The following is a 23,962-nucleotide window of genomic DNA, read 5'->3' as shown; positions in this document are numbered from 1 at the left end:
ATGAGTATCGCGCATTACTTTGACACCATGGACTATGGTTCGGCGCCCGAGGCGGACGGCGAGGCGCGCGCCTGGCTGAAACGGCACGAGGCGACGTTCGGGCATTTCATCGCCGGCAAATTCGCAGCCCCCGCTTCGGGCAAGCATCTGGCGACGATCGAGCCGGCCACCGGCAAGCCGCTGGCCAGGATCGCGCAAGGCGTCGCCGCCGATGTCGAGGCCGCCGTCGGCGCCGCGCGCGCGGCGCAATTGCCATGGGCAAAGCTCGGCGGCCATGGCCGTGCCCGCCATCTCTATGCCTTGGCGCGCATGCTGCAGCGTCACGCGCGACTGTTTGCGGTGCTGGAGTCGATCGACAACGGCAAACCGATCAGGGAAACCCGCGATCTCGACGTGCCGCTGGCCGCGCGCCATTTCCTGTATCACGCCGGCTGGGCGCAATTGCAGGAGCGCGAATTCGCCGATCATGTCCCGGTCGGCGTCATCGGCCAGATCATCCCGTGGAATTTTCCGCTGCTGATGCTGGCCTGGAAGATCGCGCCGGCGCTGGCGGCCGGCAACACCGTGGTGTTGAAGCCGGCCGAATTCACCTCGCTTACCGCGCTGCTGTTCGCGGAGCTGGCGGCGGATGCGGGCCTGCCGCCCGGCGTCTTGAACGTGGTGACGGGAGACGGCGCCACCGGCGCCTTGCTGGTGGACAATCCCGGCGTCGACAAGATCGCCTTCACCGGCTCGACCGAGGTCGGTCGTCTGATCCGGCAATCGACCGCAGGCAGCGGCAAATCGCTGACGCTCGAACTCGGCGGCAAGTCGCCGTTCATCGTGTTCGAGGATGCCGATCTCGACGGCGCCGTGGAGGGCGTGGTCGATGCGATCTGGTTCAACCAGGGGCAGGTCTGCTGCGCCGGATCGCGGCTGTTGCTGCAGGAGGGGATCGCAGAAACGTTCCGCAGGCGTCTGATCCGCCGCATGGAGACGCTGCGCGTGGGGCCACCACTCGACAAGACGATCGACATGGGCGCGGTGGTTGCGCCGGTGCAACTCGAGCGGATCAAGGCGCTGGTCGAGACCGGTGTGAAGGAGGGGGCCGAGAAATATCAGGCATCCGGAGCCATCCCCGCTGAGGGCTGCTTCTATCCTCCGACTTTGCTGTGGAACGTGCATCCGTCCTCGACCGTGGCCATCGAGGAGATCTTCGGACCCGTGGTGGTCGCGATGACGTTCCGCACGCCGGATGAGGCGGTGATGCTCGCCAACAACACGCGCTACGGGCTTGCGGCCAGCGTGTGGAGCGAGACCATCGGCCTGGCGCTCGATATCGCGCCGAAACTTCAGGCCGGCGTGGTCTGGGTCAATGCAACAAACTTGTTTGATGCCAGCGTCGGCTTCGGCGGCTGCCGGGAGTCCGGCTTCGGCCGCGAGGGTGGCCGGGAAGGGATCTACGAATATCTCAAGCCGAAGGCATGGAGCGGCCGGACAGCGCGCGCCAAGCTGCCGCCGCTCCCCGAAGCTTCGACGGAGGGCGCTGGGTTCGGCACGCCGTCGATCGACCGCACCGCCAAGCTGTTTCTCGGCGGCAAGCAGGTCCGCCCCGATGGAAATTATGCGCGCGCGGTGCTGTCTCCGAAGGGGAAGCCCCTGGGTGAAGTCGGCGAGGGCAATCGGAAGGACATCCGTAACGCCGTGGCCGCCGCGCGTTCGGCCGAAGCGTGGGCGCGGGTGACGGCGCATAATCGCGCCCAAATCCTCTACTACCTTGGCGAGAATCTGTCGGCGCGCAGCGACGAGTTCGCGCGGCGGATCGGCGAGTTGACCGGCGTCTCGCCGGCAAAGGCGCGCGCGGAGGTCGAGGCGAGCATCGAGCGGCTGTTCAGCTATGGCGCCTGGGCCGACAAATATGAGGGGACGATCCACACACCGCCGCTGCGCGGCGTCGCGCTTGCCATGCACGAGCCGATCGGCGTGGTCGGCGTGGTCTGTCCTGACGAGGCGCCGCTGCTGGGCTTCATCAGCCTGGTGGCACCGTTGATCGCGATGGGCAACCGCGTCGTCGCGGTGCCGAGCGAGCGGCACCCGCTGGCAGCCACCGATTTCTATCAGGTGCTGGAGACATCCGACGTGCCGGCAGGAGTCGTCAATATCGTGACAGGCGAGCGCGATGCACTGGCAAAGGTTCTTGCCGAGCACGACGATGTCGACGCACTCTGGGTGTTCGGCTCGCAGGAGGCCTCGACAATGGCGGAGCGGCTGTCGGTCGGAAACCTCAAGCGGACACTGGTCGACCACGGACTGGCGCTCGATTGGTACGACAGGGCGGCCAGCGAGGGCCCGATCCTGCTGCGCCACGCGGTTCGGGTGAAGAATATCTGGATTCCCTATGGAGACTAGAATCGTCACCTTGCGGTGAGATGGATTGGCATCCGGACCGTCAGAGTCCGGGCAATTTTTAAAGACGAGGGAGGACACACCATGCTCAAGGGCATCAATCCACTGCTCAATGCCGACGTGCTTTACGCCTTGCGCGCGATGGGGCACGGGGATCGTCTTGTCGTCTGTGACACCAACTTCCCTGCTGACTCCATTGCGCGCCAGACCACATTCGGCGAGTTGCTCCGCATCGATAACGTCAGCACGGCGAAGGCGATCGAAGCCATTCTTTCGGTGATGCCGCTCGACACCTTCGTGGACGATGCCGCGATACGGATGGAGATCGTCGGCCAGCCCCAGGAGGTGCCTCCGGTCCAACGCGAGGTCCAGGCCGTGATCGACCGCGCCGAGGGACGCTCCTGGCCGCTGGTCGGGGTCGAGCGCCACGCCTTCTATGAGCAAGCCAAGCGAGCCTATTGCGTGATCGCCACCGGCGAGCGGCGCTTCTACGGCTGTTTCCTGTTCTGCAAGGGCGTCATTGCCCCGGACGCTGAGTGACGATCATGAGCAAGAGTGGCGTCGCCGTTCTCGGCATCTTCGTCGTCGATCTGGCCTTCCGGGCCGGCAACATGCCTGCGATCGGCGAAACCATCGCAGGCTCGGGATTTGCCATGGGACCGGGCGGCAAGGGATCGAACCAGGCCGTCGCGGCCGCGCGCGCGGGCGCGGAGGTGACCTTCGTCTCGCGGATCGGCGCCGATGCCTTCGGTGAGCTTGCCGTCAAGACGTGGGAAGCCGAGGGCATTCGGCCGCGCGTGTCCAGGACGGCGGACGCGCCGACGGGCGCCGCCTTCATCTATGTCCACGAGACGCGCGGCGACAACGCCATCATCGTGGTGAGCGGAGCGGCCGATGGTCTCGGCGCGGCGGATGTCGATGCCGCGGCGGAGGCGATCCGCAGCAGCCGCGTGTTCGTGACCCAGCTCGAACAGCCGGTCGCCGCAGCGCAGCGCGGGCTCGAGATCGCGCGGGCTGCGGGCAGCATCACGGTGTTCAACCCGGCTCCGGCGACCGCGTTCGACGACCGCCTGTTTGCATTGTGTGACTACGTTGTTCCCAACGAGACCGAAGCCGAGGCGCTGACGGGGATCGCGGTGAGCGATCTTGCCGGCGCGCGCCGGGCGGGAGACGCGCTGCTGGCCAAGGGGGCCGGGACCGCGCTGATCACCTTGGGTGAGCGTGGCGCACTGTTCCATGGGCGAGATCATTCGTTGCACGTGCCGCCATTTGCCGCCGGTAAGGTGGTCGAGACGGCCGGTGCAGGCGATGCCTTCGTCGGCGGCTTTGCGGCCGCGCTGGCGGGCGGCGCCGATCCGCTGGAGGCCGCGCGCTTCGGTTCGGCGACGGCCGGAATTTCCGTGACGCGTGCCGGGACTGCGCCTGCCATGCCGCGGCGGGCGGAGATCGAGGCCTTGTTGCAGAAGTGATCGGCGCCATGCTGCGGAATGATCCCATCAAGCATGTCTTCATCTGGCCGGCGGTGCTCGTCGTGCTGGCGATTTCGATCTTTCCGCTGATCTACTCGTTGACCACGAGCTTCCTCAGCTATCGGCTGATTCCGCCGATTCCGCCGCGCGTGGTGTGGTTCGGCAATTATGCCTCGCTCTTGCAGGAGCCGCGTTTCTGGAATGCGATCCTGACGACGACGCTGATCGCCTTCATCGCTGTCGGGTTGCAATATGTGATTGGTTTCGGCGTCGCGCTCGCGCTGAATGCGCGTGTGCCGGGCGAACGGCTGTTTCGCGTCGCCCTGCTGCTGCCGATGCTGCTGGCCCCTGTTGCCGTCGCACTGGTGGCCCGCATGATCTTCAATCCGACCATGGGACCGCTCAACCAGCTGCTGTCGATGTTCGGCCTGGCGAACCTGCCGTTCCTGACCAATGGACATTGGGCGCTCGCCTGCATCATCGCGGTCGAGATCTGGCAGTGGACGCCGTTCATCATCCTGATGATGTTGGCCGGCCTGCAAACGCTTCCCGAAGACGTCTACGAGGCCGCTGAGCTCGAGAATGCCAGCGCCTGGCAGCAGTTCTGGGGCATCACGTTTCCGATGATGCTGCCGATCTCCGGCGCGGTCGTGTTCATCCGCCTGATCGAAAGCTACAAGATCATGGACACCGTGTTCGTGATGACCGGCGGCGGACCTGGCGTGGATACCGAGACACTGACATTGTTCGCCTATCAGGAGGGCTTCAAGAAGTTCAATCTCGGCTACACGTCCGCGCTCAGCTTCCTGTTCCTGATCGCCATCACGATCATCGGCGTCACCTATCTGGCCCTGTTGCGGCCGCATCTGGAGAAGCGGCGATGAGCCGGCGGGGCCTCACCGGACTGTCGAGCTGGAACCGGCGCCTCGTCGCGGTCGGCGTGTTTGCATGGTGCCTGATCACGACGTTCCCGCTCTATTGGGTGGTGGTGACCGCCTTCAAGACGCCGCCGGGAGTGGTCGGCGGCCCGACCTACATCCCCTTCGTCGATTTCACGCCGACCCTCGAGCCCTTCATCGATCTCTACCAGGGGGTCCGGGGTGAGTTCTTCCGGACGTTCCTGAACTCGACGATCGTCGGCCTGTCCGCCGCGGCGATCGCCACCGCGATCGGTGCGATGGCGGCCTATGCTCTGGTGCGGTTCGAGTTCAAGGTTCGGTTCGGCGCAGGCCTGATCTTCTTCCTGCTCGCACTCGGCGCCTATCTGCTGTTCAACAACACTCTCGGATTCACCCGGCCGCAGGCGCTGCTGCTGGCGTTTCCGATCGCGCTGGTCGCTGCCATCATCGCCAACCGGCTGCCGTTGCCGGGCCCGATCCTCGGCAATGAGGACATCCTGTTCTGGTTTGTGAGCCAGCGCATGTTCCCGCCGATCGTCACGGCCTTTGCGTTGTATCTGCTCTACAGCGAAATTGGCCGGCTCGGCTTCCAGCTCGTCGACAGCTATCTTGGCCTGACGCTGTGCTACGTCGCGTTCTCGCTGCCGATCGTCGTCTGGCTGATGCGGGACTTCTTCGAGGCGATCCCGATCGAGGTGGAGGAAGCCGCGATGGTCGACAACGTGCCGAGCTGGCGCATCTTCCTCGGCATCGTGGTGCCGATGTCGATGAACGGGCTGCTCGCGACCTTCATGATCACGCTCGCCTTCGTCTGGAACGAGTTCCTGTTCGCGCTGTTCCTGACCAATTCCAGATGGCAGACGCTGCCGATCCTGGTGGCGGGACAGAACAGTCAGCGCGGTGACGAATGGTGGGCGATCTCCGCCGCGGCGCTCGTCGCCATCGTTCCGATGATGATCATGGCGGGCCTGCTCAGCCGCATGATGCGGTCGGGCCTGCTGCTCGGGGCAATCAAATAGCAAAAATCATCTAGGGAGGACTGGACGATGTTACGACGGACGTTTCTGATGCTGACCACCTCGCTCGCGATGGCTTGCGCCGCGAGCCAGGCGCATGCGGCCTGTAGCCCGGATTACTCCGGCGTCACCCTGACGGTGGCGACGCAGACCGGACCGTATATCGCCTCCGCGCTCAAGCTTGGCGCGGACGAATGGACCAAGAAGACCTGCGGCAAGGTCAATGTCGTCGAGTTTCCGTGGTCTGAGCTCTATCCGAAGATCGTCACGTCGCTGACCTCCTCGGATGCGACCTTCGATCTGGTCAGCTTCGCCCCGGCATGGCTGCCTGACTTCGTTCCCTATCTCAGCGAGATGCCCAAGGACATGCAGTCCGGCAAGGATTGGGACGATATCGAGCCGGCCTATCGCGAGCGCCTGATGGTGTGGGAAGGCAAGATCTATTCGCAATCGATGGACGGTGACGTCCACACCTACACCTATCGCACCGACCTGTTCAGCGATCCCAAGGAGAAGGACGCGTTCAAGGCCAAATACGGCTATGACCTGGCGCCGCCGAAGACCTGGAAGCAATATCTCGACATCGCGGAGTTCTTCCAGCGTCCGGATAAGGGACTTTGGGGCACCGCGGAAGCCTTCCGTCGCGGCGGCCAGCAGTTCTGGTTCTTCTTCAGCCACGCCGCCGCCTACACCAACAATCCGAACTATCCGGGCGCGATGTTCTTCGACCCCGAAACGATGGATGCCCAGATCAACAATCCCGGGTGGGTGAAGGGGCTGGAAGAGTATATCCGCGCGTCCAAGCTCGGACCGCCCAACGCGCTGAACTTCTCGTTCGGCGAGGTCAACGCGGCGGTCGCCGGCGGCCAGGTCGCGGAATCGATCGGCTGGGGCGACACCGGCGTGATTGCGGCCGACCCCAAGCAGTCGAAGATCTCAGGCAAGGTCGGCTCTGCGGTGCTGCCCGGCTCCGACGAGATCTGGAACGCGAAGACGAAAAAGTGGGACAAGTTCCCGGCGGTCCTGCCGGCGCCCTTCATGGCGTTTGGGGGCTGGCAAGTCGGCGTCCCGAACGCGGGCAAGAATCAGAAGGCGGCCTGGGATTTCGTGAAGACGCTGACGAGTCCCGAAGTCTCCGGTCAGGCGGCGATCACCGGCGGCACCGGCGTCAATCCCTACCGCAAGTCGCACACCGCGAATCTGGAATTGTGGAGCAAGATCTTCTCGCCGGCGGAAGCGAAGGAGTATCTCGGCGCGCAGGCCGAATCCATCAACGGCAAGAATGTCGCGCTCGACATGCGTCTGCCCGGCTATTTCTCCTACACTGAGGTTGTGGAGATCGAGCTTGGCAAGGCGCTTGCGGGCCAGACGACGCCGCAGGCCGCGCTGGACGCGATTGCGAAGGAATGGAATCGCCTGACCGACGAGTTCGGCCGCGCGAAGCAACTTGCCGCCTATCGCGCGGCGATGGGGCTTCCGCCCAAGAAGTAGTGTTCGCTGAGGCCTGCCCGGATGACGCGTGAGCCTCATCCGGGCGGGTTGGCCGTCGACAGAGAGGACGGAAAAAGGATTCCATGGCGCGCGTCGAGATCGAGAACGTCAGCAAGGCATACGGGCCCTACAAGATCATCGAGGGGCTCGATCTGAACGTGGCCGACGAGGAGTTCGTCGTGCTTGTCGGCCCGTCGGGCTGCGGCAAGACCACGACGTTGCGGATGATCGCGGGGCTGGAGACGGTCACCGGCGGAACCATCCGTATCGGCGAGCGCGATGTGACGCAGCTGCGTCCCGGCCTGCGCAATTGCGCGATGGTGTTCCAGAACTATGCGCTCTATCCGCATATGACGGTCGGAGAGAACATCGGTTACGGCATGAAGGTACGCGGCGAGCCACGCGCCAGTATCGCGAAAGCCGTCCAGGAGGTGGCGCGGGTGCTCGAGCTCGAGCAATATCTCGACCGCCGGCCCAAGCAGCTCTCCGGCGGGCAGCGCCAGCGCGTGGCGATCGGCCGCGCCATCGTGCGCAGTCCGGACGTGTTTCTGTTCGACGAGCCATTGTCGAACCTCGATGCCAAGCTCCGCATCGAGATGCGGACCGAGATCAAGTCATTGCATCGCCGTCTCGCCAAGACGATCGTCTATGTCACGCATGATCAGGTCGAAGCCATGACCATGGCCGATCGCGTCGTGGTCATGAATCGCGGCCGGATCGAGCAAGCGGCCGATCCGATCACGATCTACGAGAAGCCCAGCAATCTCTTCGTGGCGGGCTTCATGGGCGCGCCCAGCATGAATTTCGTTCACGGCGAAATCCTCGCCCGCGATGGCGCGCTGGTGTTCACCGAGCCGTCCGGGACGGCGTTGACACTGCCGAAATCCCGGGAGGCCGCCTATGCAGGCAGCGTCGGCAAGCCGGTCGTTCTCGGCGTGCGCCCCGACCACGTGCTGCGGCAGGACGCCCCGGCGGGCGCTTCCATCCGCCTGCTGGTGAAGGACGTTGAGCCGCTCGGGCCGCATACGCTGGTGATCGGCACTCTCGGCGCCTTTCCGTTCACGGCGCAGATGCCGGTGGGGGTGGCTGCGGCGCCCGATCAATTCATCGACGTCGCTCTCGACCTGGAGCGAACGCACCTCTTCGACAAGGCGACGGGGATGGCCATTCCCTGAACGGCGGCACCGACGCGGCGGTCCACATCGCCATCGCTCGCGAAGAACGCCGTAAGGGGTTCTGCGTGGGGCGCTGGGCGCCGGATCTGGCCTGGAACGACTTGGCCGGCGCTGCGGGACCGTGGTGTCTGATCTGGACTTGGCTCATGCCGTGTCTGGACGCAGGCTCGCCATGCAAACGGCTCCTCCCGTGTGACCAGGGTGTGACCGGCTGGTCTGAGGAGCTTTTGAGGAGCTGCCGCCAACGCTCTAAGGCGTTGGCAAATCGAGAGAAACACTGGCGCACCCGACACGATTCGAACGTGTGACCTTTGCCTTCGGAGCAATTTAGGCTGCCTATCCGAAAAACGCGATAGGGCACGCCATGATACGCCATACACTTGAAGCTGCTGGATTTTTTGAAACGGCGGCACGACACATGTATCCGAATGTTTGCCCTGGCTTTCCTCCTGCTGCTTACGTGATGCTTACGCGGGAGCGACCGCTCATCCGGGAGGAGTGCCTTGCCTAAACTCACGAAGAGAGTCGTAGACGCGGCAGAGGTACGCGAAAAGGACTACGTCATCTGGGATGACGAACTGCCCGGCTTTGGGCTGCGATTGTTCACCACCGGCAAGCGAAGCTACGTCATTCAGTATCGCGCTGCAGGCCGTTCGCGCCGCTACACGATTGGACTCCATGGCGTCTGGACGCCCGAGACAGCGAGGCAGGAGGCGAAGGTCCAACTCGGCCGCGTGGCGAAGGGAGATAATCCCGCTGAGGAGCGCGAGCTTGACCACAGGGCCATCACGGTCAAAGAACTGTGCAATTTATATCTAAATGACCTCAGCGCCGGCCTGATTTTGGGTAAGCGAGGACGTCCGAAGAAGCCAACGACAATCGTAACTGACACAGGGCGTATCCATCGGCACATCGTCCCGATCATCGGAACGCGGCGAGTCAAGGACCTGACCAAAGCTGACGTCGGTAAGGTCTTAAAGGACATCATGGCTGGAAAGACACGCACCACAGTCAAAACAAAGAAGCTGCGGGGTAAGTCCATCGTACGCGGAGGGGTCGGCACGGCAACTCGAACTGTCGGTCTGCTCGGAGGCATCCTGACGTATGCCGTCGAGGCCGGCATTATCGAGACCAACCCGGCTCACGGTATCCGCAAGCCTAAAGACAGGGTACGAACGCGCCGCTTGTCGGAGGCGGAGTACCGGACTCTTGGCCAGCTCTTGCGAGAGAAAGGCGAGCAAGAGAAGTATACGACGACCGTGGACATTGTTCGTCAAATCGCGCTGACGGGATGCCGGCGCAGCGAGATCATTCAGCTGAGATGGTCGGAGGTCGATACCGAGGCAAGCTGCTTGCGGCTCGAGGACAGCAAGGAAGGCGAATCGATCCGGGCTATCGGCTTGCCCGTCGTGGAATATCTCGAACGTCGGCGTGCATGCGCGGTCGGCACATACGTTTTCCCTGGGCAAGGCGAGGACAACGCATTCGGCAGCTTTCCGAACCATTGGAAGCAAATCTTCAAGAAGTCGCCGCTTGCCGACATTACGCCGCACGTTCTGCGCCATAGCTTCGCGAGCATCGCAAATGATCTGGGCTTCACCGAAGTGACGATAGCCGCGCTCGTAGGGCACGCCAAAGGATCCGTTACGAGCAAGTACATTCACACACTAGATACGGCGCTGATCATGGCTGCGGACACCATCGCAGGCTATATCCAAGGCCTCCTGGACGGGGTGACTTTCAAGCAGACGGCTTACGCAATCGATCGTGATTCCCGGAAGGCGTCGCTTGCGCGCTTCTTCCATGCGGCTGTAGGCGATTGTCGGATGAAGAATGAGGAAGCGCCCCTGGCGGCGTAAGGTGAATGATGGCGAGCTTGTGGGGCCGGTCTAGCTAGTCGCCGCTCGCATTTCTCGAATTGGACCAGAGCCGCGAGCCGTTGCCGCTCTCAATAGCACTGCATCAGTTTCCAGCAGCGGACAAAATGCCGTGCGGCAAAAGTCATTGCCGCACGTCGGCATACGCTATCAGTTCGGGATCCACCTTTGCCGGGTAATCGAAAGTACCCTGACAGGCGTCTCCGTGAGCGGCGAGCGTGACTTTGCCTAACCCCGATATGGTTCAAGCGCGAGGTGAGCGGGGGGGCCTAGGGTTCATGCTTAGGCCGCCAGCAGCTTGGGTATACGGATGAGGTTGTAGGCAAGGATTGAGAAGATAAAGATGCGAATCGATCTCGTTAAATCGAGCCGACAACGTGCCGAGCACCTTATTCACCAGCACCAGGATCGCCCTCAATGGGTGATCCAGCGCGAACCGCTCCTCCAGCCGAATATACGAAAAAAGCCCCTCCGACCTTCGTTGCTCGCCCCGCATCGAAAATCACCCCGTCGTTTCAAACAACGGAATCAGGATCAGCCCTCGCAGTCGAGACAGTTTTTTCAGCAGCCTGCTAGTGCAAATGCGAGCCCTGAACTAACATTCCAACCGGACCCCTCCACTGGAGGCCGGTCAAAATCAAATCCGCGCTCCTCTGAAAAAGTGGATTGGTAAGTCAAGAGCGCCGCACTCCTTTGCCGTTTGTCGCCTCTGGTGGTCATGTTGCTCATGGGGCGGTATGCTTATGATAACTAGGGTCAAAACTCATTAATTCTTGTGCGCTGACAATACGAGCCTGATTCGAATTTGAAAGGGGATCGGGATCATGCGCGGCAATCCTTTTTGGCTGAGCGACGAGCAGTGGAAGCGGATCGCCCCCTGTCTGCCGACAGATGTGCGGGGTGTTGAACGCGAAGATAATCTCCGTGTCATCAGCGGTATTGTGCATGTGCTGAAAAGCGGCTGCCGCTGGTGCGATTGCCCGCCCGAGTACGGCCCTTCGACGACGATCTATAATCGCTTTGTGCGCTGGGCCCGGCGGGGCATCTGGGAAAACATGTTCCGGGAGCTTGCTGCGAGCGGACGTTCCGCCGACACGCAGATGATCGATTCCACGCACATCAAGGCGGATCGCTCGGCGGTGGACGGAAAAGGGGGGAGCAGAAGCAGGCTATTGGCCGCTCGCGCGGAGGGCGCAACACGAAGATTCATGCACTCGCTGATACTAAAGGACGCCTTCTCGCCATCCTCCTGACGGGAGGCGAAGCGCACGATTGTCCGGTTGCGGAACGCCTGATCCGCCGCGTGAAGCCACCCAAACGGATGCTCGGCGACAAGGCCTATGACAGTGCCGAGCTGCGCGAAGAGCTGGACGAGCACGGAACCAGGCCGGTCATCCCCAATCGCTGCAACAGAAAGCAGCCATTCAGCTTCAGCAAACGGCTCTACAAGCTTCGCTGGCGCATCGAGAGCGCCTTCAACAGGCTGAAGGACTTCAGACGCATCGCAACCCGCTACGACAGGCTGGCCAGAAATTATCTGGCATCTGTATGCCTCGCTGCAGCTCTTGTATGCTGGATTTAATGAGTCTGAACCCTAATACCGGGTCCCTGAAATTATGACTCTTGGTCGATTCCCAGATTGAGGCGGGTCAGATTCACTGGGTGAACCAAGGAGGTCCGTCATGTTGGCTCCGATACCGTTGCGCCGCGATTTCGATGGCTCACAGCTTCGCGCTCTGGCTAGGAAGACCAAGGACGGGCCTGAAGCTCGGCGGCTTCTGGCGCTTGCCACGATTTATGGTGGCGCAACACGCACCGAGGCGGCCAAGACGGCGGGGTCGGCCTTCAGATCGTCCGGGACTGGGTGTTGCGCTTCAACGCGCGAGGGCCTGACGGTCTCCTGGGACGGCAAGTCGCTGGGGCAGCCATCCAAGCAACGACAGCCAACGCCAGGCGCTGGTCCGCATGATCGAAAGCGGTCCGATCCCGGCGGTCCATGGCGTGGTGCGTTGGCGGCTGATCGATCTGGCGCAATGGATATTCGAGGAATTCCGCATCACGATCGCCAAGCAGACGCTCAGCCGGGAGCTGCGCGCTATGGGCTACCGCAAACTCTCCGCCCGACCGCGCCACCAAGCGCAAGCAGCGGGCGCCATCGAGGATTTTAAAAAAGCTTCCCCACCCGTCTGGAGACGGTCGCGCGCCAGAAGGGCGTCGGCTGCGACACGATAGGAATCTGATTCGCCGACGAGGCCCGCATCGGCCAGAAGAACAAAATCACGCGTCGCTGAGCCAAGCGTGGCACCTGCCCCAGCGCGCCACGCGACCAGCGGACTGCTTCCACCTATATCTTCGGCGCGATCTGCCCCTAGGAGGGCAAGGGCGCGGCCTTGATCCTGCCGGCCTGCAACAGCGAGGCGATGAACCTGCATCTTGCGGAGATCGCCAAAACCGTTACGCCTGCTGCCCATGCCATCCTTCTGGTCGACCAAGCTGGCTGGCATGTGTCGAAGCGCTTCGTCGTGCCGGCCAATATCACCATCATTCCGCTGCCGCCAAAATGCCCTGAACTCAACCCGGTCGAAAACATCTGGCAGTTCATGCGCGACAACTAGGCTCTCCAACCGCGTCTTCAAATCTACGACGATCTCGTCGACCATTGTTGCGCGGCCTGGAACAAGCTCGTCGATCAGCCCTGGCGCATCATGTCAATAGGACTGCGCCAATGGGCACACGAGTTCTGATCAACGAGACTTGGTATAACTCCAAGGAGATAAGGAAATAATCATGAGTGCCCATGATCATATCTCGCTCCGCGCTCTTCCACGCTGGGGGGCTCCGTCGCGATGATGGCGGCAGGCAGGCGAAGAATTAGCGCAAACCGTTTTTATTCGATCGCGTACTTAGTTGAAAGCTAAGCCTTGTATCTGGCCGCAATTTTCGTGCGCGCCGCCAGCTATCGGTTCACCATCCTTGCTCCGTTGTGCCATTATTTTTACCTTCGCGTGCGCAAGTCTCAAAAAGAGATCGCGGCGACGAACGATTGGCCACCATGCTATAAAAAGGTCTCGATCGGCTTCCAGTTGGCAACCCAGCCGAAAATAATCAGACTTTCCTCGAACACGCGGTTGAATGGTGTCGGAGCGTTGGCGTGAATCGCCTGACTTGCCACGATCGCGGCCGTGAGCACGGTTAGTCCGACTGCGAGCGATCGCCACCCAATTCGAAACGTCTCACGAAGCTCAAATGCAGCTTGTTCGGCACGATGGGCAAAATGCTGGTTGATTCCAATCGGAATCTCTTGGGCAAGTGGCTGACTGAATCCGGCTTGGGACAAATAGATCAAAATATGGACGGTCGCCGACCGGGGCAGGTCGCGCGCCCAACTCACGATAAAGTCTTCGGCGTCTCGATCAAGATCCCTCTCGCGAAATGGAAAGGGATCAAGGGTGTGAAAGAGCTGCGAGATATCCTCGACACGAACCTCTATCGTGTTGTCCGGCATGTCATCTTTCCGGCGGAGGCAACATCAGCGGATCCATCAGTTTGACGATTTGCTTTCGGCCTTCTCCATCGACAATTTCCAAGTTTGCAAGGCCGGCTGCTCCCTCGTCCGCAGCTAAGCTCCGGGGCTTATGGATGATGTGATCGAGGCCTTCGAGCGCCACTTCAATGATATCGTCCTTCGGATCATAAGTAATGCCAAAGATGAGAATCTGCTTGGCGACGATTTGGTCCCCTATCGGAAGACCCGCAACCTCAATTTCTGCCCGCTTTCCCTCTAGGCCATTGGAGATTCGATCGCAGTAAGATTTCCATTCGCTCTTTTGAAGTTGACGGACAGGCATTTGTTTCATGCTCCTCTAGCGGCGACACTCTCGTTTATTTTCGACATCAAATCAAAGGCCATTAGGTTCGCCCGCAACGGCGAAAGTCAGGGCATCAGTCGAAAACACCTTTCTGGCCGTACGTCTCACTAATTCCGGATCAATTGACTCGATCCTATTGCGCCATTGCTGAATGTAATCGATACCTTGCATCATACGTTGGACAGCAAGAAGTCTTGAAGAAATAGCGGACGTGCCGTCCATCGATACGGGCAACATGTCCTTGAGATAGGACTTCGCCGCTGTGATTTCTTTGTCTGAAATCTCTCCTTGGGCCATACGGCGCCACTCCGCCTGAATTGTTTCGATCGCTGGCTGTGTCTTGACGTTTTCCGTCGCGAACCGACCGATGAGAAGATCGGCTTGCGAAAGTGTCTCCGGGGCGGTGCGAATTGAGTACACGAGTCCCCGTCGTTCTCGCAGTTGAACGAACAATCGCGATGTCAGTGTCCCGCCTCCCAGGATGTGATTTAGCACGAGCAGGGGAAGGTATTCGGCCGAGGTCGGAGAAATGCCCGGTTGGCCGAAAACACATGCGGATTGGGGAAAGGGCAGACGCACAATGGCAGGCGCAAATGTTCGATACTCGGCCTTTGCACGAGCGTCGATTCCTCGACCCTTCGACCCATTTGGGAAACCACGATCAAGCAAATCCGATAATTCAGCGGCATTCACGTCGCCCGCTGCTGCCACAACGAGTTTCGAGTTCGTTAATCGAGACTGAAAGTTTTGCAAATCAGCCGACGTGATGCGGCCATTTGCTTCACGAGAGCCGAGCGGAGGATACTTATACGGATGTTCCGGGAAAGCAGCCTCCCACCACGCGCGTGAGGCGACATAAGCTGGATCGTTGTCAAGGCGCGCGAGATCAACGTCCCGTTTGATCCTGACCCGCTCGATGGCTTCAAGATCGAAGCGCGGCTGCAACAAAGCCAATCGGAGCAAATCGAATGCACGATTTCGATGCTCGCGTGCGACCTCGAGGTGTCCGACCAGCGCATCTCGGTCTGCGGCAAAGGATAGCGTAGCTCCGATATCCGCGAGTTGTTCCTGAAATGCCTTGGCATCAAATACACCGGCGCCCTCGGAAAGCATCTGAGCACCGAAATTGGCGAGTCCTCGTTTGTCATCAGGGTCAGACGCAGAGCCGGCTCCGATGAGGGCAAAGTCGACGACAATGATGGGAAGCTGCCGAGAGTCCGACAGCCAAGCCACGATTCCGGAGGAACTGTTGACGGTATGTATGTCCAAGGGAAACGCCTGGTGAGTTTGCAAAAACATAAAAGTGGTCACCCATAGGAGATGCGAGGCGCTTTTTAGCCGCACAGACATGCTTCATTCACCTTTCGGTCAACAAAAACGATGTTACCGAGCGCGTTGGTTGGAAGAGATCGTGAGCGACAACTGCGATCTCTTCGGCGGTGACGGAGGAAATCAAATCTTGTCGTTGTTCGATGTCATTTAGCGCCGCTCCAGTCATGAGAGCAGATCCAACTGTAAGTGCGGCTTTGTAGGTTCCATCGCGGGCTTGCAAGCCAGCCATGATGAGCTTCTGTTTTGCGCGCGTCAGATCGGCAGGGGCCGTTGAAAGAGTCTTTGCGACAGTATTGATCTCCTCGTCGATTGCGCCCCCCAACTGTTCCATTGTAACACCCGGCTTAGGAATCGCGTTGATCGCGAACATCGTTTCGTCGATCGCAGCGGGGTCGTAGCTCGCGGACACGTCAGTCGCCAATCCGCGCTCCATCACCAGACGACGATGAAGAATACCGGTCGCTCCGCTGCCAAGGAGTTCAGCCAGAACTTCGATTGCAGCGGTCTTGGACCGATTTTCCGTTCCATAGGACGGAGCCAAATACAGACGAAGCCATAAGGGACGGCCCGCTCGCTGGTCCTTCATGATGACGCGCCGTTCCGCGAGCGAGGGCGGCTCGGTGGCGCGCTTACGCGTTACGGCGTGAGCAGGTAGCTTCCCATAGTGCTTGGTCGCGAGACGCCTGAGCTGCTCAAAATCGATGTCGCCGGAAACGACGAGCAACGCATTACTAGGCCCATACCACCGACGATAAAAAGAAAGTGCATCCTCTTGAGTCCAAGAGCGAATTTCATGCATCCAGCCAATGACAGGAATTCCATAACGATGGTTGAGAAAAAGCGACGCAAGGGCTTGTTCGAGAAGCAATGCTTCCGGTTTGTTATCTGTACGCAAGCGCCGTTCTTCGACGATCACCTCCCGTTCGACAGCGACTTGTTGCGGAGTGAGCGCGAGATTGACCATGCGGTCGGCCTCAAGCTCCATGACTCTCTCAAGGTGAGCAGAGCCTACGGTCGCGTAGTAGGCGGTGAAGTCATAAGACGTAAATGCGTTCAGCTCGCCTCCAACCTCACCGATGAAACGGGCATAGGAGTCACCCGGATTGGCTGGCGTCCCCTTGAACATCAGATGCTCGAAAAAGTGAGCAAGACCCGATTTGCCCGGCTCCTCGTCGGCTGAGCCGACGCGATACCAAAGCATATGAGTGACGATCGGGAGACGGCGATCGGGGACATAGATGACCTTCATCCCGTTCGGCAGTTCGAAGGTCTGGGCATTTAGCGATTGTGCCTGAGCGATTGTCTGCAAGCTGCTCATGGTCGCATCGCCAATTGTAAGCGCCCAAACACAAACGACAGCCGTAAGCGACAATTTTCGAAGCGCAACGATAGCGCGCCAGCCTCTCGCCGATAACCTCCAAGAGGACATAGCCGATGCGCTCTGCCTACGTGATCAAGATAAAGAGCGACATGTCTCCACGCAGCACATCGAGCGCGGCGACACGGCCTGCCTCCTGCAGGGCGGCCTGGAATTCAGCCACATTGCGGACGGGTTTGCGGTTGACGGCGACGATCACATCGCCGGCGCGCAAGCCGCGCGCGGCTGCCGGGCTTCCGTCCTCAACCTCGGCGACCACGACGCCCTGGACCTTGCCGTACATAGGCATACCCGGACCGATGTCGCGAACAACCGCGCCGCGTAAACGCGGGATCGTTGTGCCCTTGTCGGTCTGTAAAGCGGCCGTTTGAGGAGAGGCCGAGCTTCGCTCGACGCGCGCTCGCAGCCGCCGCTCTGCGCCGTTTCGGAGGACTTTCAACTCGACGTCCTCACCGACGCGGGTCAGTCCAATGCGGTTACGCAGGTCGGATGCGCCGCGCACCGGCCGCCCGCCGAGGGCGGTCACGACATCTCCGGCCTTGACGCCGGCTTTGTCGGCCGCCGAACCCGGCTCAACCTGCACGACGACCGCGCCTTCAGCCGTCGCGGGTACGCCTATCGCCTTCGCAATATCCGGCGTGATATCCTGCACCACGAATCCGAGCCTACCGCGTTGGACTTCGCCGTAGCGAATGAGCTGATCCATGACGGAGCGAGCCATGTTGCTCGATACCGCAAAGCCGATTCCGACATTTCCGCCGGAAGGTGCAATGATGGCCGTATTGATCCCGATCAGTTCGCCACTGAGGGACACCAGGGCCCCACCGGAATTGCCCGGATTGATCGAGGCGTCGGTCTGAATGAAGTCCTCATAGCCTTCGGCATTGATGCCGCTACGCCCGAGCGCGCTCACAATGCCCATAGTAACGGTCTGCCCGAGGCCGAAGGGGTTGCCGATGGCGAGGGCGTAATCTCCGACTCGGACCTTGTCGGAGTCGGCAAGCGGGAGCTGGGTCAGCCGATCAGCTTCGATTTGCACCAGCGCAATGTCGGTTGCGGAATCGCTGCCGATGAGCTTTGCCTTGAACTGTCGGCGGTCGCGCAACGTAACGACGATTTCGGTCGCCTTGTCGACCACGTGATGATTAGTGATCACGTAACCCTTACCGACGTCGACGATGACGCCTGAACCCGCGCTCATCTGCGGAGGAATCTTGTCGGGATCCGGCAACTCAAAGAAGCGACGGAAGAACGGATCCCGGAGCAGTGGATTATCCTGCACCGGCGACCGCGACAGCACGGAAATATTGACTACCGCGGGCGCCACTTTTTCGACCAGCGGAGCGAGGGTTGGCTGCGACGGAACGAGTGCTGCCTGTTGCGCGACTGCGGGAGCACTCCCGATCACGGCGGCAAAGCACAGGGTCAGAAGGACAGTTCGCACGTGCATTCTCATCGCAGCCACCTTCATTGAGGGCTTCTGGATCAAGCGCGCCGCACAGTAATCCGCTTTGTGGCGGCCGCAGCTTCCGGCTTTTTTGCAAGCTTGACGGTCAAGACACCATTCTTGAACGTGGCGTTGGCGGAGTCGAGATCGATGGTATCGGGCAGCGGCACGACTCGTTCGATCGAGCCAAAGGTCCGTTCCTGGAGATAATAGTCTTTCTCCTTCTTCTCGACCTCTGATTTTTTCTCGCCGCGAATCGTCAGCACGCCTTCAGCGAGGCTGATATCGATGTCTTTTTCGTCTATGCCGGGGAGTTCCGCCGTCACCTCGATTTCCTTGTCGCTCTCCGAAACATCAACGCTCGGCATTGAGATCGACCACGCGGACGACGTGGACGGCCAAGGCAGATCGAATCCCCGCCAGAAACTGTCGAAGGCCCGATTGATATCGTTTTGCAACGATTGGAGCGGCTGGCTTTGCTCGCGCCGAACCGGCACCTGCCGTTTGCCCCAGTTCCAGGGGATAAGATCGCGGATATTCATTGGAGTCCTCCTTGAACGGTCACGCCGCGCGGACATTGATCTTTTTGGCCGGGGATGGCGTAGCCTTCGGCAGCGTCAAACGCAGCACGCCATCCTTGAATTCGGCGTCGATCCGATCGCCGTCGACCAATTCCGAAAGCGTGAATGCTCGTTCGTAGTTACCGTCCTCGTACTCGGCATGGACCAGCGTATACCCTTGAGGCGCGAAGGGCTTGGAACTCGCGGTGATGGTCAACGTCCGCTTGTCCAGCGTGACGTTGAGGCTCTGCGGATCGGCACCCGGCATTTCCAGCAGCATGACCACCGCATCGTTGGTCTCGTAGATATCGGCAGCCGGGAGGAATGTCGGAGCCTGGCTTACAGTCTCGGTCTGCGCTTTAGCGCCTGATGTGTTGTCGGTCATGGAGAACCTCCCTCGTTCACGCCGGGTTGATCTTGATCTGGCGGGGCTTGTCGGCAGGCGGCCGCGGCAGTTCGAGAATGAGAACTCCCCGCTCGAAGCGTGCGGAGGCCTTTTCGGAGTCGACGCGGAAAGGAAGAACCAGTGTTCGGGCGAATGCACCCACCGTGCGTTCTTCCCGGTGAACCGTCGCGTCCTTGCCAGGCGCCGCAGGCTCGCGCTTTCCGCGCAGCGTCACCGTATCCTGGTGCACCGTAATGTCGATTTGGTCGGGCGCGACGCCCGGAATTTCCGCGGTGATGATGGCGCCGTCCGCCCCCGCCCAGACGTTGACGGGCGGGTACTCGGCCGGGACGGCAAACCTGAAGCCGCCGAAGGTGCGGTTCATTTCTTCCTGAAGTCGGCGCATATCGCGGGCCACGTCGGGCCACCGGCCGCCGAGCGCTAGATCAGTGAGCATGGCTAAAACTCCCTTTATCCCCTTCAGATCAACCGATAGCGCCCTCACGCATCGGCGCCTTGACATCAAGGCTGCATTTGCGTGGCTCAGCATTGACGGTCGTCAATGTGGCGCACCGAACGGAATGCCATCAATGATCAATGGCCAAGCGCATCAGGCTTGCATATTGTAGCACTTCGCCAGTCCGAGGGTGAGCCGGCTCACGATCACTCTAGCAACGGTCAAGTCTGGCAGCTTCGATGAGACTATTCGGCAGGTTGGTTTGAAAGGGCCTAATCATGAGCTACCAGAGTTTCGCAGAAAAAGACGTCAACTATGACGACTCCGGCCGTCGGCTGTTGTGCTCGTTGAGCACCAATTGGTGGGCATTTGTAATTCGCGGCGTTTTGGCGTTGATTCTCTCTGCTCTGGCATTCTGGATGCCAACACAGGCGTTGCTGGCGTTTACGCTCGTTTTTGGTGCTTTCTCGTTTGCCGACGGTGTGTTGGTCTTGATCGCGGCAGTGTACAATGTCCGCAAAGGCGAGCGCTGGGGATGGCTTGCCTTCAGCGGCATCCTGGGCGTTCTAACTGGCATTGTGGTGATCGTCTGGCCGCTCACGGCTACCTTGGCGCTCGCGTCGTTTTTATGGGCGAGCATTGCGGTCTGGTCGATTTTCACCGGAGCCTTTGAAATTTTCGCCGCTATACGCCTTCGTCATGAAGCCAGGGGCGAAATCTGGCTAATTCTTAGCGGAGCGATTTCGGTTGTCCTCGGAGGCATTGTCGTTTGGCTCTTCTTGACCAAGCCTGTTGAAACTTTTGTGGCCGCCGGTTGGCTGCTGGCGACCTACGCTTTGTTTTCTGGCATCATTCTCACGATCCTGGGGCTGAGGCTGCGCCGACTGCGCTGATGGATTAGGTCGAGCCCGCGGATCCCCGGAGTGCGCCGCTCGTCTGGCGGCTTTGCGTCGAGCCCCCGACCGTAGCAGAATTAGCTTGTGCGCATCGGCTCTGCAGACCGGGCCGGTCACGGAAAACCACATATTGGTTCGGGGGCCCCGATTGAACGCAGATCCCTACAACGTCCTCGGCGTCAAGAAGGACGCTAGTCAGGACGACATTCAGAAGGCCTACCGCAAGCTTGCCAAGAAGCTGCACCCCGACCTCAACCCCGGCAACAAGCAGGCAGAGGAGCAATTCAAAGCCGTTTCAGCGGCTTACGATCTCCTGAGCGATCCGGAAAAGCGCGCGCGATTCGATCGTGGCGAGATCGACGCCTCGGGCCAGGAGCGGCCGCGGCAGCGCTACTATCGGGATTTTGCCGGCGGGGCGGCCGGTGACCATCCTTATGCATCATCAGAAGGATTTTCCGATTTCAGCGACGAGGGTGATCTTTTTTCCAGCCTGTTCGGCCGGGGCGGCCGGATGAACCTGAAGATGCGCGGGCAGGATGTGCATTACCGCCTGCCCGTCGAGTTCCTGGAGGCGGTCAATGGTGCGACGCGACGCATCACGCTCTCGGACGGCTCCACCGTCGATGTTACCGTCCCGCCCGGCGCGCGTGACGGCCAGCTTCTGCGGCTTGCCGGCAAGGGGGGCGCGGGGATCGGCGGCGGTCCGCCGGGCGACGCGTTTGTTGAAATTGTTGTGAAGCCACATCCGCTGTTCACGCGCAAAGATGACGATATCCATCTGGAATTGCCGGTCTCGCTCACCGAAGCCGTGCTGGGCGGTAAGATTTCCGTTCCCACACCGACGGGAGCCGTGTCGATGAACGTCCCAAAGGGCTCCAACACGGGCACGGTTCTGCGCCTGCGCGGCAAGGGTGTCGCGCGTTCGAACGGGACGCGGGGGGACGAGTATGTGAAACTAAAGGTGGTCCTGCCGGAGAAGCCCGATCCCGAGTTGGAGAAGTTCGTTCAAAGTTGGACCGCTGGCAAAGCCCACGATCCCCGCCGCGGCATGGAGGCGTAGATGCTCCATATCCCAGAATTTGTTTTGCGCTTGAAGGTGAGCCAGGACGTTGTCGAGACCTGGGTTGAGGAAGGATGGCTACGCCCGCAAAGAACCGACCAAGGACTGGCCTTTACGGAAATGGACATGTCCCGCGCGCAAATGATTCGCGATTTGCGCGAAGATCTGGGCGTCAACGAAGAAGGCATCGCCATCGTTCTCGATCTGATCGACCAGATGCACGGTCTCAGAAAGACGCTGCGCGAATTGTGCGAAGCCGTCGGCGTCCAGTCGCCCGAGCTGCAACAACGTATCCTTGCCGATATGCGCAGCCGGCGGCCGATACCGATGAAAGGCCCGGAGACCCCATGAGCACGCTCGATCCGTTACCATTTGGGACGCGCCATGCAGTTCAGTAAGGAAACGACTTTCAACATCTGGTATGTGGTTGCGGCCGTTTTCGGCGTTCTGTTGATTCAGCATTTCTGGATCGAGAGCCAGCGCGTCGAGCCGATCCCCTATAGCGAATTCGAGCGTTATCTCGATGATGGAAAGATCAACAACATCGTCGTCGGCAATCAGTTCATCCGCGGTTACTTCAAAGAGCCGCGCGACGGTCGCACGCAATTTGTGACCACGCGGGTCGATCCGGCTTTGGCCCAGAAGCTTGCTGAAAAGGGCGTGCGCTTTACTGGGGCCGTCGAAAGCACCTTACTTCGCGATATCCTCTCATGGGTTCTGCCCATCCTGCTCTTCTTCGGCCTGTGGATGTTCGTGTTTCGGCGAGTAGCGGAGAAGCAGGGGCTGGGCAACTTTCTGCCGATCGGCAAGAGCAAGGCCAAGGTCTATGTCGAGAAAGATATCAAGGTCACGTTCAACGACGTCGCTGGCGTCGATGAAGCCAAGGAAGAACTGAAGGAGGTCGTCGCCTTCCTGCGGGCGCCGCAGGAATACGGCCGGCTTGGTGCGCGTATCCCGAAGGGCGTCCTTCTGGTGGGACCGCCGGGTACGGGCAAGACGATGCTGGCACGCGCGATCGCGGGCGAGGCCGGCGTGCCGTTTTTATCGATCAACGGCTCCGAATTCGTGGAAATGTTCGTCGGCGTTGGTGCGGCGCGCGTGCGCGACCTGTTCGAGCAGGCAAGAAGCATGGCACCCTGCATCATTTTCATCGACGAGCTGGATGCGCTGGGCAAGGCGCGCGGCGCATTTCCGGCCGTCGGCGGTCACGACGAGCGCGAACAGACGCTCAATCAGCTTCTGGTCGAGCTCGACGGCTTCGATCCGGCGCAGGGCATCGTACTTCTGGCCGCCACCAACCGCCCGGAAATCCTCGATCCCGCTCTGTTACGCGCCGGCCGCTTCGATCGACAGGTTCTCATCGACCGTCCCGACAAGACCGGCCGCGTCCAAATTCTGAAGGTGCACATGCGGAAAGTGACCTTGGCCGAGGATGTCGACCCAGAAAAGATCGCAGCTCTGACCACGGGATTCACTGGTGCCGACCTCGCCAATCTGGTTAACGAGGCCGCCCTCCTGGCCACCCGCCGGGGCGCGTCGGCGGTTGCCATGCAGGATTTTACGGCCGGCATCGAGCGCATCGTCGCCGGTCTGGAAAAGAAGAATCGGCTGCTCAACCCGAACGAGCGAAAGGTTGTTGCCTATCACGAGATGGGCCATGCGCTGGTTGCACTCGCGATTTCCAAAACTGATGCCGTTCACAAGGTCTCGATCATTCCACGCGGGGTAGGCGCGCTTGGCTATACGATCCAGCGGCCGACCGAGGACCGCTATTTAATGACCCGCGACGAACTCGAAGCCAAAATCGCTGTTCTGTTGGGCGGGCGTGCTGCCGAGAAATTGGTGTTCGGAAAGCTTTCGACCGGCGCCGCCGACGATCTCGCCAAGGTGACCGACATTGCCCGCAATATGGTGGTGCGCTACGGCATGGACGAAACCCTCGGCTATGTCGTGTACGAACCCGAACGGCCTTCCTTCTTGGGCAATGTGCCAGGACAGGCGCCGAGCGAGCGTCAATTCAGCGAAACGACGGCTGAAGCGATCGACGCTGCCGTGAAATCGATCGTCCATGCCGTGTTCGATCGGACAACCGTAATCCTTACCGCCAACCGTGATGTTCTGGAGCGCTGCGTCAAATCCTTGCTCGAAAAAGAGACGTTGAACGAAGACGAACTGCGCGAGCTTACCCGCGATCTGCGTTCGCCTGGCACTCAGGCCATGGCCGCGCCGGCCATGACGGCCGCCGCTCAAGCCGCGAGGGCATGAC

At 60.6% G+C, this 23,962-nt stretch carries 21 protein-coding genes and 1 pseudogene; 14 read left to right on the top strand and 8 right to left on the bottom strand.

Annotation, left to right across the window (positions count from 1 at the left end; translation table 11 throughout):
• From BBTA_RS36595 to BBTA_RS39440, 10 genes and pseudogenes are all read left to right on the top strand, one after another.
• Positions 1–2,388, top strand: a complete 2,388-nt coding sequence (locus tag BBTA_RS36595; RefSeq protein WP_012047537.1) for an aldehyde dehydrogenase family protein — start codon at positions 1–3, stop codon at positions 2,386–2,388.
• 81 nt (positions 2,389–2,469) lie between these two features.
• Positions 2,470–2,925 (top strand): RbsD/FucU family protein, encoded by a 456-nt coding sequence (locus BBTA_RS36590; protein WP_012047536.1) that lies wholly within the window; start codon positions 2,470–2,472, stop codon positions 2,923–2,925.
• 5 nt (positions 2,926–2,930) lie between these two features.
• The gene (locus BBTA_RS36585; protein WP_041751786.1) at positions 2,931–3,854 is read left to right on the top strand and encodes a ribokinase; all 924 of its coding nucleotides are present in this window, start codon (positions 2,931–2,933) and stop codon (positions 3,852–3,854) included.
• 8 nt (positions 3,855–3,862) lie between these two features.
• Entirely contained in the window at positions 3,863–4,738 is an 876-nt protein-coding gene (locus BBTA_RS36580) for a carbohydrate ABC transporter permease (RefSeq protein ID WP_041751785.1), read from the top strand.
• Positions 4,735–5,772, top strand: a complete 1,038-nt coding sequence (locus BBTA_RS36575; protein WP_012047533.1) for a carbohydrate ABC transporter permease — start codon at positions 4,735–4,737, stop codon at positions 5,770–5,772. The genes BBTA_RS36580 and BBTA_RS36575 overlap by 4 nt, the downstream gene beginning before the upstream one ends.
• A gap of 48 nt (positions 5,773–5,820) precedes the next feature.
• Positions 5,821–7,260: an extracellular solute-binding protein gene (locus BBTA_RS36570; protein ID WP_244424281.1), complete on the top strand. Its 1,440-nt coding sequence runs from the start codon at positions 5,821–5,823 to the stop codon at positions 7,258–7,260.
• Between the two features lie 83 nt (positions 7,261–7,343).
• Positions 7,344–8,435, top strand: coding sequence for an ABC transporter ATP-binding protein (locus BBTA_RS36565; protein WP_012047531.1), 1,092 nt, complete (start codon positions 7,344–7,346; stop codon positions 8,433–8,435).
• A gap of 503 nt (positions 8,436–8,938) precedes the next feature.
• Positions 8,939–10,294 carry a site-specific integrase gene (locus BBTA_RS36560; RefSeq protein WP_012047530.1) on the top strand — a complete coding sequence of 452 codons (1,356 nt, stop codon included), beginning with the start codon at positions 8,939–8,941 and terminating at the stop codon, positions 10,292–10,294.
• An 842-nt stretch (positions 10,295–11,136) separates the two neighbouring features.
• Positions 11,137–11,894, top strand: a protein-coding gene (locus BBTA_RS39445) for an IS5 family transposase (RefSeq protein WP_085972663.1) whose coding sequence is annotated in 2 segments (ribosomal slippage) — positions 11,137–11,476 and positions 11,476–11,894 — 759 coding nt in all. Because the reading frame shifts where the segments join, the coding sequence is not laid out codon by codon here.
• A gap of 100 nt (positions 11,895–11,994) precedes the next feature.
• A pseudogene (locus BBTA_RS39440) lies at positions 11,995–13,056 on the top strand (IS630 family transposase).
• 311 nt (positions 13,057–13,367) lie between these two features.
• Here the strand turns inward: BBTA_RS39440 and BBTA_RS36535 are convergent.
• From BBTA_RS36535 to BBTA_RS36500, 8 genes are all read right to left on the bottom strand, one after another.
• The gene (locus BBTA_RS36535) at positions 13,368–13,817 is read right to left on the bottom strand and encodes a hypothetical protein (protein WP_049795450.1); all 450 of its coding nucleotides are present in this window, start codon (positions 13,815–13,817) and stop codon (positions 13,368–13,370) included.
• Position 13,818: 1 nt separating this feature from the next.
• Positions 13,819–14,160: a DUF5335 domain-containing protein gene (locus BBTA_RS36530; RefSeq protein WP_041751162.1), complete on the bottom strand. Its 342-nt coding sequence runs from the start codon at positions 14,158–14,160 to the stop codon at positions 13,819–13,821.
• 51 nt (positions 14,161–14,211) lie between these two features.
• Complete coding sequence (locus BBTA_RS36525) at positions 14,212–15,531, bottom strand: pitrilysin family protein (protein WP_012047523.1); 1,320 nt, start codon at positions 15,529–15,531, stop codon at positions 14,212–14,214.
• 7 nt (positions 15,532–15,538) lie between these two features.
• Positions 15,539–16,831: a pitrilysin family protein gene (locus BBTA_RS36520; protein WP_049795449.1), complete on the bottom strand. Its 1,293-nt coding sequence runs from the start codon at positions 16,829–16,831 to the stop codon at positions 15,539–15,541.
• Between the two features lie 127 nt (positions 16,832–16,958).
• Positions 16,959–18,362, bottom strand: coding sequence for a DegQ family serine endoprotease (locus BBTA_RS36515; protein ID WP_244424279.1), 1,404 nt, complete (start codon positions 18,360–18,362; stop codon positions 16,959–16,961).
• Between the two features lie 14 nt (positions 18,363–18,376).
• Positions 18,377–18,880: an Hsp20/alpha crystallin family protein gene (locus tag BBTA_RS36510; protein ID WP_041751161.1), complete on the bottom strand. Its 504-nt coding sequence runs from the start codon at positions 18,878–18,880 to the stop codon at positions 18,377–18,379.
• A gap of 19 nt (positions 18,881–18,899) precedes the next feature.
• Complete coding sequence (locus BBTA_RS36505; protein WP_012047519.1) at positions 18,900–19,283, bottom strand: Hsp20/alpha crystallin family protein; 384 nt, start codon at positions 19,281–19,283, stop codon at positions 18,900–18,902.
• A gap of 16 nt (positions 19,284–19,299) precedes the next feature.
• Positions 19,300–19,740, bottom strand: coding sequence for an Hsp20/alpha crystallin family protein (locus BBTA_RS36500; RefSeq protein ID WP_012047518.1), 441 nt, complete (start codon positions 19,738–19,740; stop codon positions 19,300–19,302).
• A 278-nt stretch (positions 19,741–20,018) separates the two neighbouring features.
• On the opposite strand from BBTA_RS36500, the gene BBTA_RS36495 reads away from it, so the two are divergent.
• From BBTA_RS36495 to ftsH, 4 genes are all read left to right on the top strand, one after another.
• Positions 20,019–20,633: an HdeD family acid-resistance protein gene (locus BBTA_RS36495; RefSeq protein ID WP_012047517.1), complete on the top strand. Its 615-nt coding sequence runs from the start codon at positions 20,019–20,021 to the stop codon at positions 20,631–20,633.
• 151 nt (positions 20,634–20,784) lie between these two features.
• Entirely contained in the window at positions 20,785–21,696 is a 912-nt protein-coding gene (locus BBTA_RS36490) for a DnaJ C-terminal domain-containing protein (RefSeq protein WP_041751160.1), read from the top strand.
• The gene (locus BBTA_RS36485) at positions 21,697–22,047 is read left to right on the top strand and encodes a chaperone modulator CbpM (RefSeq protein ID WP_041751159.1); all 351 of its coding nucleotides are present in this window, start codon (positions 21,697–21,699) and stop codon (positions 22,045–22,047) included.
• Positions 22,048–22,080: 33 nt separating this feature from the next.
• Entirely contained in the window at positions 22,081–23,961 is a 1,881-nt protein-coding gene (ftsH, locus tag BBTA_RS36480) for an ATP-dependent zinc metalloprotease FtsH (protein WP_041751158.1), read from the top strand.
• Position 23,962: the final 1 nt, after the last annotated feature.

The sequence above is a fragment of the Bradyrhizobium sp. BTAi1 genome (assembly GCF_000015165.1).
Classification (GTDB): Bacteria; Pseudomonadota; Alphaproteobacteria; order Rhizobiales; family Xanthobacteraceae; genus Bradyrhizobium; species Bradyrhizobium denitrificans.
This window is presented reverse-complemented; position numbering and strand designations above follow the sequence as displayed.

What these genes read in the sequence shown, in the direction of transcription:
- BBTA_RS36580 (WP_041751785.1), top strand. Translation starts at nt 3,863, where the DNA reads ATGCTGCGGAATGATCCCATCAAGCATGTCTTCATCTGGCCGGCGGTG.
- BBTA_RS36525 (WP_012047523.1), bottom strand. Translation starts at nt 15,531, where the DNA reads ATGTCTGTGCGGCTAAAAAGCGCCTCGCATCTCCTATGGGTGACCACT.
- BBTA_RS36595 (WP_012047537.1), top strand. Translation starts at nt 1, where the DNA reads ATGAGTATCGCGCATTACTTTGACACCATGGACTATGGTTCGGCGCCC.
- BBTA_RS36485 (WP_041751159.1), top strand. Translation starts at nt 21,697, where the DNA reads ATGCTCCATATCCCAGAATTTGTTTTGCGCTTGAAGGTGAGCCAGGAC.
- BBTA_RS36590 (WP_012047536.1), top strand. Translation starts at nt 2,470, where the DNA reads ATGCTCAAGGGCATCAATCCACTGCTCAATGCCGACGTGCTTTACGCC.
- ftsH (WP_041751158.1), top strand. Translation starts at nt 22,081, where the DNA reads ATGCAGTTCAGTAAGGAAACGACTTTCAACATCTGGTATGTGGTTGCG.
- BBTA_RS36500 (WP_012047518.1), bottom strand. Translation starts at nt 19,740, where the DNA reads ATGCTCACTGATCTAGCGCTCGGCGGCCGGTGGCCCGACGTGGCCCGC.
- BBTA_RS36535 (WP_049795450.1), bottom strand. Translation starts at nt 13,817, where the DNA reads ATGCCGGACAACACGATAGAGGTTCGTGTCGAGGATATCTCGCAGCTC.
- BBTA_RS36495 (WP_012047517.1), top strand. Translation starts at nt 20,019, where the DNA reads ATGAGCTACCAGAGTTTCGCAGAAAAAGACGTCAACTATGACGACTCC.
- BBTA_RS36565 (WP_012047531.1), top strand. Translation starts at nt 7,344, where the DNA reads ATGGCGCGCGTCGAGATCGAGAACGTCAGCAAGGCATACGGGCCCTAC.
- BBTA_RS36510 (WP_041751161.1), bottom strand. Translation starts at nt 18,880, where the DNA reads ATGAATATCCGCGATCTTATCCCCTGGAACTGGGGCAAACGGCAGGTG.
- BBTA_RS36515 (WP_244424279.1), bottom strand. Translation starts at nt 18,362, where the DNA reads ATGAAGGTGGCTGCGATGAGAATGCACGTGCGAACTGTCCTTCTGACC.
- BBTA_RS36585 (WP_041751786.1), top strand. Translation starts at nt 2,931, where the DNA reads ATGAGCAAGAGTGGCGTCGCCGTTCTCGGCATCTTCGTCGTCGATCTG.
- BBTA_RS36505 (WP_012047519.1), bottom strand. Translation starts at nt 19,283, where the DNA reads ATGACCGACAACACATCAGGCGCTAAAGCGCAGACCGAGACTGTAAGC.
- BBTA_RS36570 (WP_244424281.1), top strand. Translation starts at nt 5,821, where the DNA reads ATGCTGACCACCTCGCTCGCGATGGCTTGCGCCGCGAGCCAGGCGCAT.
- BBTA_RS36520 (WP_049795449.1), bottom strand. Translation starts at nt 16,831, where the DNA reads ATGAGCAGCTTGCAGACAATCGCTCAGGCACAATCGCTAAATGCCCAG.
- BBTA_RS36575 (WP_012047533.1), top strand. Translation starts at nt 4,735, where the DNA reads ATGAGCCGGCGGGGCCTCACCGGACTGTCGAGCTGGAACCGGCGCCTC.
- BBTA_RS36530 (WP_041751162.1), bottom strand. Translation starts at nt 14,160, where the DNA reads ATGCCTGTCCGTCAACTTCAAAAGAGCGAATGGAAATCTTACTGCGAT.